This window comes from Seonamhaeicola sp. (assembly GCF_028281565.1).
Taxonomy (GTDB): Bacteria; Bacteroidota; Bacteroidia; order Flavobacteriales; family Flavobacteriaceae; genus Seonamhaeicola.
This window is the reverse complement of record NZ_JANQJQ010000025.1, coordinates 1-15,269: the sequence shown is the minus strand read 5'-3', so window position 1 is coordinate 15,269 and position 15,269 is coordinate 1. Positions and strand designations below refer to the sequence as shown.

At 37.1% G+C, this 15,269-nt stretch carries 11 protein-coding genes; 2 read left to right on the top strand and 9 right to left on the bottom strand.

Translation table 11 applies throughout. The features are described from left to right. Positions 1 to 229 precede the first annotated feature (229 nt). The gene (locus tag Q0983_RS11980; protein WP_299553358.1) at positions 230 to 2,128 is read left to right on the top strand and encodes an AAA family ATPase; all 1,899 of its coding nucleotides are present in this window, start codon (positions 230 to 232) and stop codon (positions 2,126 to 2,128) included. 30 nt (positions 2,129 to 2,158) lie between these two features. On the opposite strand, the gene Q0983_RS11975 is transcribed toward Q0983_RS11980, so the two are convergent. The 5 genes from Q0983_RS11975 to Q0983_RS11955 all read right to left on the bottom strand — a co-directional run bounded on the left by Q0983_RS11975 (position 2,159) and on the right by Q0983_RS11955 (position 6,516). Beyond that, on the bottom strand, positions 2,159 to 2,872 hold the full coding sequence (locus Q0983_RS11975; protein WP_299553355.1) for a membrane or secreted protein: 714 nt from the start codon (positions 2,870 to 2,872) through the stop codon (positions 2,159 to 2,161). Between the two features lie 85 nt (positions 2,873 to 2,957). After that, positions 2,958 to 3,404 carry a hypothetical protein gene (locus tag Q0983_RS11970; protein WP_299553352.1) on the bottom strand — a complete coding sequence of 149 codons (447 nt, stop codon included), beginning with the start codon at positions 3,402 to 3,404 and terminating at the stop codon, positions 2,958 to 2,960. A gap of 14 nt (positions 3,405 to 3,418) precedes the next feature. Then, positions 3,419 to 4,459, bottom strand: a complete 1,041-nt coding sequence (locus Q0983_RS11965; RefSeq protein WP_299553349.1) for an aldo/keto reductase — start codon at positions 4,457 to 4,459, stop codon at positions 3,419 to 3,421. A gap of 300 nt (positions 4,460 to 4,759) precedes the next feature. Continuing rightward, complete coding sequence (locus tag Q0983_RS11960; RefSeq protein ID WP_299553346.1) at positions 4,760 to 5,719, bottom strand: OmpA family protein; 960 nt, start codon at positions 5,717 to 5,719, stop codon at positions 4,760 to 4,762. A gap of 32 nt (positions 5,720 to 5,751) precedes the next feature. Further along, positions 5,752 to 6,516 carry an exodeoxyribonuclease III gene (locus tag Q0983_RS11955; protein WP_299553344.1) on the bottom strand — a complete coding sequence of 255 codons (765 nt, stop codon included), beginning with the start codon at positions 6,514 to 6,516 and terminating at the stop codon, positions 5,752 to 5,754. A gap of 309 nt (positions 6,517 to 6,825) precedes the next feature. Here Q0983_RS11955 and Q0983_RS11950 point away from each other — a divergent pair, with 309 nt between their 5' ends. Further along, positions 6,826 to 10,248 carry a hypothetical protein gene (locus Q0983_RS11950; RefSeq protein WP_299553341.1) on the top strand — a complete coding sequence of 1,141 codons (3,423 nt, stop codon included), beginning with the start codon at positions 6,826 to 6,828 and terminating at the stop codon, positions 10,246 to 10,248. Here the strand turns inward: Q0983_RS11950 and Q0983_RS11945 are convergent. From Q0983_RS11945 to Q0983_RS11930, 4 genes are all read right to left on the bottom strand, one after another. Then, positions 10,245 to 11,165 carry a M28 family peptidase gene (locus Q0983_RS11945; protein ID WP_299553338.1) on the bottom strand — a complete coding sequence of 307 codons (921 nt, stop codon included), beginning with the start codon at positions 11,163 to 11,165 and terminating at the stop codon, positions 10,245 to 10,247. The two genes, Q0983_RS11950 and Q0983_RS11945, sit on opposite strands and share 4 nt — an antisense overlap. A 10-nt stretch (positions 11,166 to 11,175) precedes the next feature. Further along, positions 11,176 to 12,345: a carboxypeptidase-like regulatory domain-containing protein gene (locus tag Q0983_RS11940; protein WP_299553335.1), complete on the bottom strand. Its 1,170-nt coding sequence runs from the start codon at positions 12,343 to 12,345 to the stop codon at positions 11,176 to 11,178. Positions 12,346 to 12,463: 118 nt separating this feature from the next. Beyond that, complete coding sequence (locus Q0983_RS11935; RefSeq protein WP_299553782.1) at positions 12,464 to 13,204, bottom strand: succinate dehydrogenase/fumarate reductase iron-sulfur subunit; 741 nt, start codon at positions 13,202 to 13,204, stop codon at positions 12,464 to 12,466. 22 nt (positions 13,205 to 13,226) lie between these two features. Further along, positions 13,227 to 15,242: a fumarate reductase/succinate dehydrogenase flavoprotein subunit gene (locus Q0983_RS11930; protein WP_299553332.1), complete on the bottom strand. Its 2,016-nt coding sequence runs from the start codon at positions 15,240 to 15,242 to the stop codon at positions 13,227 to 13,229. Positions 15,243 to 15,269: the final 27 nt, after the last annotated feature.

Below are 15,269 nucleotides of genomic sequence, written 5' to 3'. Positions count from 1 at the left end.
AAAGCCTTACTATTTGTTTAGTAAGGCTTTTTTGTTTTTGGGCGTTACCCTATCGGGTCGGGTTTTCCGCTATATCTTTTTCTCGTACCTCAAAAAAGGATGCCGCTGCAATCCCTAACGCATCTACCTGCAAACAACAGTGTTTACCAAAATTAATTGCTTACCCCAAGCTTACGGAAGAGCTAAATCTTTAAAAATACGTCATTGCGAAGGTAATTTCTAATTACCTGTGGCAATCTCACATCAGCAAAGAGATTACCACGTCGTACCTCCTCGTAATGACGGTACATTTGTTTTGTTTAAAGAAAATAGAGTTTATCCTGAGCGTAGTCGAAGGGCTGCTATCATAACGCTATTAATCCAACTATTCCCTTTTGGTTTCTTTTTTATAAGAAAAAACTTAATTTCACATATCTTTACATTAAATGATAATTCGAATATGATTCCAAAATTGATAATAGAAAATATTGAGTTCAATAATGGAGAAAAAATCTCAATTAAAGAAAATGCAATTACAATTTTTGTAGGAGCTAATAATGTTGGAAAAACTGTTGCACTTAAGAACATACATATGTTGTCTCATATGAGTGGTTGGGGAGCTAACCACGATGTAATTACAAATATAAGTATCAGAAGCGTTGGCTCTCAAAACGATATTGCAACTTTTTTAGAATCAATAAGAACTGGTTCAAATTACAAATTCAACATTGCAGGTAATCTTCGCACTATTGAAGAAGGAAGTAAACTTTGGGGTAGTGATCACAGATATTTTGGTCAGTTTTTCATTAAAACAATGCTTGCTGAACAAAGAATTACTCATTCAAATGACAGACCTTGTCTAGATTATTATAAAGAACAACCTAGACATCCAATTGATTTTATGTACCTAGATAAATCATTTGAGGATAAGATTAATAATTATTTTAGACAAGCATTTAATTTAGATTTGATAGTAGATAGGTTTTCTGGAAAGACAATTTATTTAAAAGTTGGAAATAGACCCGAATTATTGGAAAGTGAAGACTATTTATCAAAATCATATAATGACAGAGTTAAAGAGTTATCTAATTTATCAGATCAAGGTGATGGTATGCGGAGTTTTGTTTCCATTTTATTAGAGATGATTTCTAGTAATAAACCATCATTAATAATTGATGAACCTGAAGCATTCTTACACCCGCCGCAAACTAGACTTTTAGGAAAATTGATTGGAAAACTCTTTTCTGAAAGACAAATTTTCATTTCAACTCATAGTTCTGATTTGATTAAAGGTATTTTAGAAAGTAAGAATCAGAATATAAATATCATCAGAATATCAAGAAATAAAGAAGTCAATTCAGGAGCGTTATTAAATAATAATGATATCAAAAGTATATGGATAGATCCAATATTGAAGTATTCTAATATTATTGATGGATTGTTCCATAAAAGTGTAATAATATGTGAAAGTGATGGTGATTGTAAGTTTTTCTCAGTGTTATTAGATTCTGAATTTGAAAATGATAATCGTTATCATAAAATTTCAGACACTTTATTCGTTCCTGCACATGGAAAAGCTAAAATCCCAACCATAGTTAAAGCTCTTAAGAAAATTTCTGTTCCAACTTATTCTATTTGTGATTTCGATATATTCAATAATCAAACACCCCTAAAAGAGCTAATTGAAGCCCATAATGGAGATTGGAGTATTGTAGAGCCTAAATGGAAAATATTTTATACTCAAATAAATCAAATTAAATCTCAACTAGATAAAGAAGAAGCAAAAAAAGAAATACTAGAAATACTTGACTCAGTTAAAACTACAAATCTAGACAGAAAACAAATAAACAAAATTAAAGACGTTTTAAAAGTTTCAACAGCGTGGTCTTTTGCAAAAAAACAGGGGTTAACATTTGTTCCTTCGGGAGACGCTCATCACGCTTGTTCAGAAGTTATAGCCTATTTAAATGACATTGGGATTTTTCCATTGCCGGTGGGTGAACTTGAAAGCTTTGATAAAAGTATCGGTGCTAGTAACAAATCTAAATGGTTAGAAAAAGTATTACTGCAAGATTTCAAAAACAAAAATGTTTTAAAGGAAGCTAAAACCTTTATAAATAATTTGGTAGAAAAAATATACAAGGATTAAAATGTCAAAACTGTTTGCCTTACTAAAAACCTACTCCCTAACACTCCATATTTCATGAATGGGATTACCTTTGCTGGAGAGCCCGGAATGATGCCAGTTACCATCTTTCAACTCATAATTAAACTTTAAGCTAAGGCCTGCTTTGGAATCATCCCTGGAAAAGAATTCGATGTTCTCGGTATACTCGCCATCTTTGGTAGTGTACGTACCGCCACCGGTTCCCATAAATTGTTTGGTTTCGGTATTATAGGCTATCCACTGAAATCGGGTTCCGGATAACATCTTCATAGTCTTTCTTGGCCTGTTTGTATCCCGTGTCTGGGTTTTGCCGTCTCTTATTCTACCGGACATTAACCAGGCGCCTTGCAGTTTTCCGGGGGTGCCATTATCAATTCTTTTTAATTTCATGTCGGTACCACCGGCAATTTGGATGGTATTGTCAATAATGATCACTTTAAAACTCACCTCAGTTCCCACACGTTCTGCATTATCCGTATGAAACTCAACTTTTTCAGTCATGGTATCACCTTCCAATTTCCAAGTGCCGCCATTAGTGTGAATAAACTTTCCAGTAGTGGCGTTATATTTTGCCAGTACCTGGTAACCTTCTGCAAAAATTACCACACTTCTTATCTTATCTCCATTATCTGAAGTTTCAAAGGCTTCCCAGGCACCAATGATACTCTGGGCGTACATCCCCAATGGCAAAAATGTACAGAAGCATATTGCAATTATTGCTCTCATAGTTTTAAATTTCACAAGTTGGTATACCAGAAGAATTTCACCTAATAAAATTAAGATTTATAATTTAACCTTGTATCAAGAGAAGCTAAGCTTTCTCATAAAACTTTCCGCCAACCACAAGCGCAGCAGAAATGATCATTAGATTTTTAATAATGTATTGTCCTTCCATAGTAGGTAAAAACACGTTATTGTTTTGATACACTACCTCCGGCAGGAACACTAAAGGCATAAACGTACCGGTCATTTGTAGAAACAACAAGGCTATGGCAATACGGGTTGCTTTTTTAAACAGGAACAAAATACCAATGGTTACTTCCCACCAGCCAATAACATGTACCCACACATCCGGTTCAATAAAGGGTAACCAAACCACAGTAGCTTTCACCAATGGAATGGCAGCCGATAATCCAAAAGGTTTCAAAATTCCAAACCAAAAAAAGATAATGGCAAAGGAAATCCGCAATGCAGGAACACCCCAAAGCTTCATATACTTTGCAATAGTCGCATCAATCTTTTTTAATACGGATGTCATGATCCATTTAAAGTTTAAGGTGCCGGATTAGGTATGGCATTATGTATGGCATTAATTTGCGTTATTAGCTCATCACTTAAATGGACATCAATACTGCCTATATTCTCTTCCAGTTGTTTAAGCGTGGTGGCTCCAATGATATTACCTGTTACAAAAGGTTGCTGGTTTATAAAGGCTAAGGACATTTGAGTTAGAGACAAACCATAGTCTTTTGCTAATTCAAAATACCGCTCTGTTGCCTCTAAGGCTTGTGGACTGTTATAACGTCCTGCAAACCTGGGGAACAAATCAAACCTGGAGTTTTTAGGTAGTTTGCCACTAATATATTTTCCGGAAAGCGAACCGGAAGCCAATGGTGAATAGGCCAAAAGACCCACGTTTTCTCTAATAGACAATTCTGCCAGATCCCCTTCAAAAGTTCTGTTCAATAAAGAATATGGATTTTGAATAGTCCTTATTCTTGGTAAATTATTGGTTTTGGATTCCTCTAAATAACGCATGGTGCCCCATGCCTTTTCGTTCGAGATTCCTATTTCCCTGATTTTACCGGCTTCAATAAAACCTTGTAATGTATGAAGGATCTCATTAAAATTATCTTCCCAGGTATCATTGGGATTATGCATATAATCTCGTTGTCCGAAAAAATTGGCTTGTCGCTCCGGCCAGTGCAGTTGATATAGATCGATATAATCGGTTTGCAAGCGTTTTAAACTGTTGTCTAGTGCTTCCTTAAGGGCTTCGGTACTAAATCCTGTTGTGCGAACATGGGCCGTATATGCTCCAGGGCCACAAATTTTTGTGGCTAGTATGATCTTATCCCTGTTGCCTGTTTTTTTAAACCAGTTTCCTATGATCCTTTCGGTATCGGCATAGGTTTCCGCATTGGCGGGCACCGGGTATAATTCGGCGGTATCAAAGAAATTCACCCCTTTCTCAAAGGCATAGTCCATTTGTGAAAAGCCTTCTTCCTGGGTGTTTTGATTGCCCCAGGTCATGGTGCCCAGGCATATTTTGCTGACTTTTATATCGGTGTTAGGTAGTGTTGTATATTTCATTTATTATATTTTGTCATTATTCGGTGGATTCCTGCCAAAGTTTATCTTGAGCCCTTCATCTCGGCTCAGGACAGGCTAAGGCCGAAAGACAGGAATGATAGATTTAATTTGATCTTTCGGAATCCTTAGTGGTAGTAAATATAAAAACCTTTCAGGTTTTTTTTGATCCCTGAAAGGTTTTTATTGTATCAATGATTGGGTAATTATTTAAGCTCTTGGTGAGATGCTGAAACAAGTTCAGCATGACAAATAAAAGAGTCGCTTACCAAATTCCTCATCATTTAAGGAGTCGCCCGCATGTTAATTGTCATTCAACAACCTGGAAAGTTCATCCAGCTTAGGTGTTAAAATAACTTCTATACGCCTGTTTTTAGCTTTTCCTTCTGCGGTATCGTTAGTGGCAACCGGTGCGTATTCTCCACGTCCGGCAGCTGTTAGATTTTCCGGATTGATAGCGGCATTTTCCCTTAAGATATTAACTATCGCAGTGGCACGTTTTGTTGACAGATCCCAGTTGCCGCTTAATTGGCCACTACCTTTGTAAGGCACGTTGTCCGTGTGACCTTCAATTAAAACCGCAATATCCGGATTGTCCCCCAGCACGGTCCCCAGTTGCTGTACCGCTCTTCGGCCTTCTGCATTAACAGCCCAACTTCCTGAACTGAATAACAGTTTGTTTTCCATGGAAACATACACTTTCCCATCACGTTGCTCTACGGTTAGTCCTTTGCCTTCAAAGTCTGTTAAGGCTCTTGAAATGGCATCTTTTAAAGCACTCATGGCGGCGTCTTTATCGGCAATCACTTTCTCCAATTCTGCAACTCTGTTAGAACGATCCTCTAATTCCTTTTTAAGCTTTGCCAATCTGGCACTTTCGGCTGCTAAAGCTTGTTCTTTGGCTTCTAACTGCGCTAAGAGTTCCCTGTTCTTTTGTGAATTTTTTGCAATGGCTTCCGAACTGTTTTTCTCCAAAGCTTCGTACGATGCCTTTAAAGCTTCATAATTAGATCTCATAGCATTGTAATCGGCTCGTAACTTGTCACGGTCGGCTAACGCCTCTTCATAGGCGGCCTGAATTTGTTTTAACTCATTGGTAGCTGCATTTTTAGCTTTTAAAAGGGCTTCGTTTTCGTCAGAAAGTTTCCGGTTCTCGTTTTTTAAATTATTGTATTTCCCTTCCAGTTCTTTATAAATTTTTGGAGAGACACAAGAAGCAAAAACTGCTAAGGTCAGTACTAAGAGTGAGATTCTTTTAATCATTAGGTTAGGTTTTTGGGTTTGACAGTATTAAATTATTTATCTATTTCAAGTAGTATCGGACAGTGATCACTATGGACAGCATCCGAGAGTATAACGGCTCTTTTTATATTTTCTTGTAAGGGTTCGGCAACCATGGCATAATCCAATCGCCAACCTTTGTTATTGGCTCGTGCATTGGCTCTATAACTCCACCAACTGTATTGTTGCTTTTCAGGGTTTACAAACCGGAAGGAATCAATGAATCCGCTATCTATAAAAGCACCGATCCACTCACGTTCCACAGGTAAAAACCCAGAAACATTTTTTAAGCCTTTAGGATTATGGATATCTATTTCTTCATGACAAATATTGTAATCGCCACAAATGATAAGGTTTGGAATGGTTTTTTTAAGCTTGTTCACGTACTCCTGAAACATAGCCATATACTCTAGTTTATGTTCCAACCTAGCAATATTTGTGCCAGAAGGCAAATACAGGCTCATAATTGAAAAATTATTGAAATCCGCACGCAAATTGCGCCCTTCAAAATCCATGGATTCAATGCCCGTTCCATATTCTATATGATCCGGTTTCTCTTTACTTAAAATGGCCACACCACTGTACCCTTTTCTTTGAGCGCTAAACCAATAATGGTAATTGTAGCCGGCTTCTTCAAAAACACTCAGATCCAATTGCTCTTTTAAGGCTTTAATTTCCTGTAAACAAATCACATCCGGATCGGCTACTTTTAGCCAGTCTAAAAACCCTTTATTAATTGCTGCTCTTATGCCATTTACGTTATAGGATATTATTTTCATTTCGTCTGTTTGTCTTTCTGAATTTCTTAAAACTATTCACTATTAGGTATGTGAAACTGAAACAAGTTCAGCTTGACGCAAAACTCTTTTTCAAATAGTTCCGGACATTTCAGCTAAAATAAATAATGCATTACTTTTACACTATTAAATTAAGTGACATTTTACGGTTTTCTGATAAAATGACTTGACGAGATCCCGTTTTTCAGCGGGATTAGTTCAAATAGCTATTTCGAAAGTGTTTTTCAGGCTTATCAAAATAGCATTTTTACTAACAAAATATTTTAAACTAATTGCAGTTTAAGTATCTAAATGAAATACTTTTTACTTTTTCTTCTTTTTACCATTAGTATCTATGGATTTGCTCAGGAGCAAAATTCTAACTACAAAATAGTAAAAGTAGCAGTAAAAGATACTATTCAAATTGATAGTGTTAGTATCAATTCCAACGCATTTTCCATAAGAAGAAAAGACCAGACTTTAGTTGATTCCTCTTTTTATCAAATTGATTTTGCAAAAGCACTTTTAGTATTTAAAAAACCCGTTGAAACCGACTCTATCCTTATTAACTATTTGAAGTTTCCCGAGTTTCTGACTAAAACATACAAGCAATTAGATGAGTCTATTATAGTTTCTGATAACAGCAATACCCAAACCCTTTATAAACTATCACAACCCAATACCGATAACACCTTTACACCTTTTGACGGCTTAACAACCTCCGGAAGCATCTCCAGAGGTGTCACCATTGGAAATAATCAGAACTCGGTTTTAAACAGTGAATTGGATTTACAGATTACCGGAAAACTAAACGATAAAGTGTCACTTAGAGCGTCTATTCAGGATGCGAACATTCCACTTCAAGAAAGTGGCTATAGTCAACGTCTGGATGAGTTTGACCAGGTTTTTATTGAGCTGTTTAGTGATACTTGGAATATTAGAGCCGGTGATATTGACCTACAAAATAACAACTCCTATTTTGCCAGGTTTTCCAAACGTGTTCAGGGGCTATCGGTTAATGCGAATTTAGGAAATGATAATACACAATCTAATGTATTTGCCGCCGGGGCTATTGTACGCGGACAATTCACCCGGAGCCAGTTTACAGCACAGGAAGGCAATCAGGGGCCTTACAAATTACAAGGGCAAAATGGCGAATTGTTCGTACTCATTGTGTCCGGAAGTGAAACCATTTACGTGAATGGTGTTCCCGTAAAACGCGGTGAAGACCAGGATTATATTATAGATTATAACGCCGGAGAAATTATTTTTAACTCCACCTATCCCATTACATCGGAGATGCGTATCACTGTGGACTATCAATTCAGTGAGCGCAATTATTCCCGCTTCGTGGCTTACGGCGGTGGCAACCTGACTAGTGAAAAATTAAAAATTGGTGTTTCGGTGTATTCCGAAAGCGACGCGAAAAACCAACCTTTACAGCAAAACCTATCTGAAGCGCAAGTACAAATTCTCGCTGATGCCGGTGATGATCGTTCACAAATGGTCGCACCTTCTGAAGTTCAGGAAGCCTTAAATGAAAATCGCATTTTATATAGAAAAGAGCTTATTGGCGGTGTGGAAGCTTTTGTGTTTTCTAACGATCCCAATGACGAATTATACCGGGTTACCTTTACCCGGGTTGGTGCCAATCAAGGTGATTACATACTCAGTAATATCAATGCCATTAATAACATTTACGAATATGTTGGGATTGGTTTGGGAGATTACGCTCCCATTGTTCAACTGGTAGCTCCTACAAGGCTTCAAATCGCGGTTGTTAATGGAAGTTATCAACCCAATGAAAAGACCAATATAGCTTTTGAATTAGCCGGCAGTAAAAACGATCTAAACTTATTTTCAAGTTTGGATGATGATGATAACAACGGATTCGCCGGTAAGTTAAATATCGAACAAAGCTTAATAAAAAAAGACAGTCTTTGGTCCCTGAATGTCTTTGCCAATGCAGATCATATCCAAGATAATTTCAGAACTATTGAACGTTTATACAATGCTGAATTTGCCAGGGATTGGAACTTACTGTCTTCAAACGGCACGGTTTCCAACATCAATATTGGAGACCAGACCTTAATGCATTCGGGTTTACGTTTGTTTCATCCTAAAAAAGGACTGGTCAATTATCAGTTTGAGCATTTAAATTATTCTGATGGATTCAACGGAAACAGACATGTAGCCAATATTAATTTATTACTGAATAAATTCAGGATTAACTCCTATTCCAGTTTTTTAAATGCGACATCTGATGTAAATGAATCCACTTTTTTAAGGTCACATAGCACGGTTACCTACGGAATGAGGAAAGGCTGGATTGGGACCAAGTTAGCTATTGAAGACAACGAACAAAAAGAGGTGGCCACCAACACGCTAACACCGCTGAGTCAAAAATTTAAATCGTATGAATTATTTATGGGTGTTGGTGACAGTACCAAAGTTTTTGTAGAAGTTGGATTTAAAAACAGAGTGAATGACAGTATTAGAAATAACGAACTTCAAAAGGTAAATACTTCAAACACCTTTTACCTGGACTCTAAACTCATTCAAAACAAAAACACCAATTTATCATGGTATGCCAACTACCGGAACTTAAAAAGTGAAGAAGCGGGAGTTGATGATGAGCAGTCTGTTAATTCAAGACTTCAATTCAATCAAAAACTCTTTAAAAACATCGTGCAATGGAATACCATTTTTGAAACTAATTCGGGGACACTACCTCAACAAGATTTCACTTATGTGGAAGTTGAAGCAGGCCAAGGCACGTACACATGGATTGATTATAACGAAAACGGGATTCAGGAATTAGAAGAATTTGAAATAGCCCAATTTCAAGACCAGGGGAAATACATCAGAGTGCTGTTACCAAACAGGGTTTTTATAAAAACACACCAAAACAGGTTGAGCCAAACTATAACTATTAATCCCTCTCAATGGTCCGTTAGTGCAAAAAAATCAAAGAAATTCTGGTCCCACTTTTATAATCAAACCAGTTATTTAATAGATAGAAAAATTAGACGGGACGGCACTGGTTTTAATTTAAATCCTTTTGAAAGTGACGCGGATAATCAACTGGGTTTACAGCTCAATTTTAGAAATGTTCTATTCTTTAACAGAGGAAAACAAAAGTATACCACGTCTTATACGTATCTGGAAAACAAAAGCAGAAATACCTTGTCTATTGGGTTTGTTCAGAATAGTTTAAAAAGTCATCAGCTTAATTTTAACCATAAACTATCTGATAATTGGCTGATGAATATGTTGGCAGCTATAGATGATAATGAAAGTGTTAGTGAGAATTTCACCAGCAGGAATTACAACTTTGAAGAAACCCGTTTTAATCCAAAATTATCCTATTTGTTCAATGATAATTCAAGCTTTGATGTATTTTATCAATACGCCAAAAAAGAGAATCTGATCGGTGGATTAGAATCTTTAAAACAACAAAAATACGGTGCCTCTTTTATGTTCTCAAAAAATGCCAAAAGCGCTATCAATGGTGAATTCAATGTCTTTTCAAATACCTTTAGCGGCAATGTCAACACACCGGTAGCATATCAAATGTTGGAAGGATTACAACCGGGAAAAAACTTTACCTGGACACTTTTGGCTCAAAAGAAACTCACTAAATTTTTGGACTTAAACCTGAGTTATTTTGGAAGAAAAACCGAAACCAGCAGAACCATTCATACCGGTTCTATTCAGTTGAAAGCTTATTTTTAATGTGAGTCAATTTTATTAAAAACCGAGATGATGACCTTCACAGCTTCGGTATAAAATTCCGGATGAATGTTTTCAAAATCATCGGTTGGCTCATGGTAATCTTCATGATCTTCCACCCCAAAATACAAGAATGGAATGCCTCTCTTATGAAAATTTGCGTGGTCTGAAGCATAGACCCAGCTCTCCTTGCCATCATACCCATCATGACCAACCACAAGCTTCACTTTTTTTGATTTGTTGCAGCAAACTGCTTTTTTTAATGACTTGTTTAGGTTAGAACCAACCACATATAATTCATTTTTATCGCTTCTGCTGATCATATCCATATTCAGATTGATCATTATTTTTTTTGGAGAAAAGAACAGGTTATTTACAAAATAAGAGGACCCTTTCATCCCTAGTTCTTCAGCATCAAATGCTGCCAAAATAACCGTATGTTTCGGTGGGTGTTTTCTAAAATATTCTGCAAAACTAAATAAAGCACCTAACCCGGAAGCATTATCATCAGCTCCGTTATAAATCTTGCCATGTTTTATGCCTTCATGGTCATAATGTGCACTGATAACAATAATCTTATTGGGCTCACAGGTGCCTTTTATATAACCTATCACGTTGGTCCCTTTATATTCTTTTCGCCCCTTAGTAAATGCAAAAGGTTGCTCATAGGTCTTCTTTATAGGCTTTACCTTTAAACTATAAAACTGATTGATTATATACTTTTTAGCCTTTACAGCACCTTTAGTACCGGTGCGCCTGCCTTCAAAAGCATCCGAAGATAAAGCCTCAACATGTCGCAATAAAGCCTCTCTATCAAAATAAGGTTTTGAACACTCTTGAGAATAGCCAATGGAAACACAAAAAACACTAGCATTTACTAGTGTTAATAATAGTTTATATAAGTTTTCGAAATACCTCAATATCCCATCACTAATTTACCGCATTAAACTGTTGCTCTAAAGGAACGCCATAAATAGATTCCAACTCTTTTTTACTCTTCTTATAAAAAGCAGTTTCCGGCGGATTGCTAAAGTTATTCCAAAAATCAGGATTATACTTTACATCCATATCTCCCATATCATTTCTATAACCTTCATAATTACCAACTTTGATCTTTTTCTTATCGGTTTCAACCCCTAAAACAAAAACTTCGTGCCTGTATGATGCCTTTACTTTTGACGCATTAGTTTGCAATAATTTACGTTGCATTGGGTTAATAGCTATATCTTTTTCCCAAACTCTGTTATGGTAGCTTAAAACCAGCTTTCCATCGCTAGTTTTCTTGTAAATATAAACGGCATTTAAATCTGATGTTTCTATCCTATAAACACCATAAGTCTCAACACCAATAAATAATTTAATTTTTTTCCATTTGTTCTTTTTCCCAACGCCTTCAAGTATTACAATATCTTCACCATCGTAAGATGAATCTCCAATCTTATTCCAATTATATGCTTTTTGGTTAATGCCTTCTCTTAAAGGATTTCTTTGTGCTGTAACCATAACCTGGTGTCCCGGATATTTATCCTTAATAAATCTATAATCCGCCGACTTTCTCCCTTCAATAACTTCTGCTCTCATAAACTGCGGGTCTATTGGCCCCCGGTCCACAACTTTAATATAATGCTCAATAAGAAATCTTGCTTTTTCCGCCTCTGTGGAAAACCTTCGATACAACATATTAAGTTGATGTGTTTTACTTATTGTTGTATTCTTTAAATTTTTAATAGCATGCTTCACATAATCTATTGAAGCCAGAATATTCACCTCGTCCAAAGAAACAATGTCCTCCTTTAAAACAATTACTTTTTCTTCTAAGTTGAGAAAATCCCGGACTTTAATTTTAAAAGTTAAGTAGCCAATACTGGACACTTCCAAAACATCTTCGAGGTTACTCTTTGCTAGTTGCAAATAGAAATTGCCATCTTCGGTAGTAGCAGTACCAACATATTTTGAAGGAATTCCAACGGCTGCATATGGTACTTCGTAACCATGTTCATCCTTAACCAATCCTTCCAATTCAATCTTTTCCTGCGCTGGCAATACCACTTGAAAACCAATAAGGAAAAACAAAGCGATGTTTAAATGTAATCGAGACATAAATAAAATGTTGTTTTATAAATTCAATATACAAATATTTCGGTTTGCATATTAAAAAACAAAACCCATGCCTAAGAATAGGTATGGGTTTTTTTTAACAACATTTTATCTTTTATACCTAAAATGACGCTTTTAAAAGCTCTCTGTTCATTCTGGCAATAGTGTCTAAAGAAATTCCTTTAGGGCATTCCACTTCACAAGCGCCTGTGTTAGTACAATTACCAAAGCCTTCCAGATCCATTTGCGCCACCATATTTTTTACACGGTCTGCCGCTTCTACCTGACCTTGCGGTAATAAAGCGTATTGCGATACTTTGGCCCCGACAAACAACATAGCTGAAGAGTTTTTACAAGTTGCCACACAAGCACCACAACCAATACATGTGGCAGCATCCATGGCTTCATCGGCAGCATGTTTTGAAATTGGTATGGCATTGGCATCTTGGGTATTTCCAGATGTGTTTACAGAAATATAACCACCTGCTTGCTGTATTCTTTCAAAAGCAGTTCTGTCAACTACTAAATCTTTAATTACAGGAAATGCAGCGGCTCTCCAAGGCTCAATATAAATGGTATCTCCATCGTTAAACATACGCATGTGTAACTGGCATGTAGTAATACCTCTATCCGGCCCGTGAGCTTCACCGTTGATGTATAATGAACACATCCCGCAGATGCCTTCTCTACAATCATGGTCAAACGCTACAGGCTCATCACCTTCAGCAATTAGTTGCTCATTCAGAACGTCCATCATTTCTAAGAAAGACATGTGCTCTGAAATATCATTCACTTTGTAAGTTTCCATCTTACCTTTTGATTCAGCATCTTTCTGACGCCAAATCTTTAATGTTAAATTCATTCCTTTTCCAGACATAACTTTCTTATTTATAAGATCTTTGTTTTAATTCTATATCTTTAAATTCTAACGTTTCTTTATGAAGTACCGCATCTGCAGGCTCACCTTTATATTCCCAGGCGGCTACAAAAGCAAAATCTTTATCATTACGTTTTGCTTCTCCTTTTTGCTCGCCCGACTCTTCAACAGATTCTTCTCTAAAGTGACCTCCACAAGATTCTTCTCTAATTAAGGCATCTTTAGCGAATAACTCTCCCAATTCTAAGAAGTCAGCAACACGACCTGCTTTTTCCAATTCAGGATTCATCTCATTGGCATCACCGGGAACTTTGACGTCTTTCCAGAATTCTTCACGTAAAGCTTTGATCTCATCCATGGCTTCTTTTAAACCTGTTTCATTACGTGACATACCAACTTTGTCCCACATAATCTTCCCTAAACGCTTATGGAAGTGATCCACGGATTTCGTACCGTTATTGCTCATAAAGAAGTTAATTCTATCTTTTACAGCTTTCTCAGCTTCTTCAAATTCCGGCGTATCTGTTGGAATTTCGCCGGTTCTAATATCATCGGACAAATAATCCCCGATAGTATAGGGCAACACAAAATATCCATCAGCTAAACCTTGCATTAGCGCTGATGCCCCTAATCTGTTTGCACCGTGGTCTGAGAAGTTTGCTTCTCCTATACAGTACAACCCGGGAACTGTAGTCATTAAGTTATAGTCTACCCAAACGCCACCCATAGTATAATGTGTTGCAGGATAGATCATCATCGGTGTTTTATATGGATTCTCATCAACGATCTTCTCATACATTTGGAATAGGTTTCCGTATTTAGCCTCAACAATCTTTTCTCCTAACTCAAGAATCTTTGTTTTAGAAGGGTTATCTATTCCCTGGATCTTGGCTTGCTCTTTTCCGTAACGCTCAATAGCTGAAGCAAAATCCAAATACACTGCTTCGCCTGTCGCGTTAACGCCATAACCCGCATCACAACGCTCTTTGGCAGCACGAGATGCCACATCACGAGGCACGAGGTTACCAAAAGCAGGATAACGTCTTTCCAAGTAGTAATCTCTATCTTCCTCTGCAATTTCGGTTGGTTTTTTACGGCCTTCTCTAATAGCCATGACATCGTCCATATGTTTAGGCACCCAAATACGTCCGTCGTTACGTAACGACTCAGACATCAAGGTCAATTTAGATTGATAATCTCCCGAGCGTGGAATACAGGTCGGGTGAATTTGCGTATAACAGGGATTCGCAAAAAATGCTCCTTTTTTATGGATTTTCCAGGCCGCTGTAACATTAGAGCCCATAGCATTGGTTGACAGGAAATAAACATTTCCGTATCCGCCTGTTGCAACCACTACCGCATGTGCCGAATGACGCTCAATCTCACCGGTAATTAAATTTCTGGTGATAATGCCTCTGGCTTTTCCATCAATAAGCACCACATCTAACATTTCGTGGCGATTATACATTTGAATCTTACCACGTGCTATTTGACGGTTCATGGCTGAATACGCTCCCAACAATAACTGCTGGCCCGTTTGTCCTTTCGCATAAAACGTTCTTGATACCAATACACCTCCAAAAGAACGGTTGTCTAACAATCCACCATAATCGCGGGCAAATGGAACCCCTTGAGCTACACATTGGTCAATGATATTAGCAGACACCTCTGCCAAACGATACACGTTGGCTTCACGGGAACGGTAATCACCTCCTTTTACGGTATCATAAAATAATCGGTATGTAGAGTCACCATCACCCATATAATTTTTTGCTGCATTAATTCCTCCTTGTGCTGCAATGGAATGCGCTCGTCTTGGGGAATCCTGGTATGCAAATGCTTTTACATTGTATCCTAACTCAGCAAGTGTTGCGGCTGCAGAACCTCCTGCTAAACCTGTCCCCACCACAATCACATCAATAAGACGTTTGTTAGCCGGGTTTACTAAATCGATTTTATCTTTATAAGTAGTCCATTTATCTTTAATAGGACCCTTTGGTACTTTTGAATCTAAAACACTCATATTCTAAAAATTAATGGTGATTAAAAT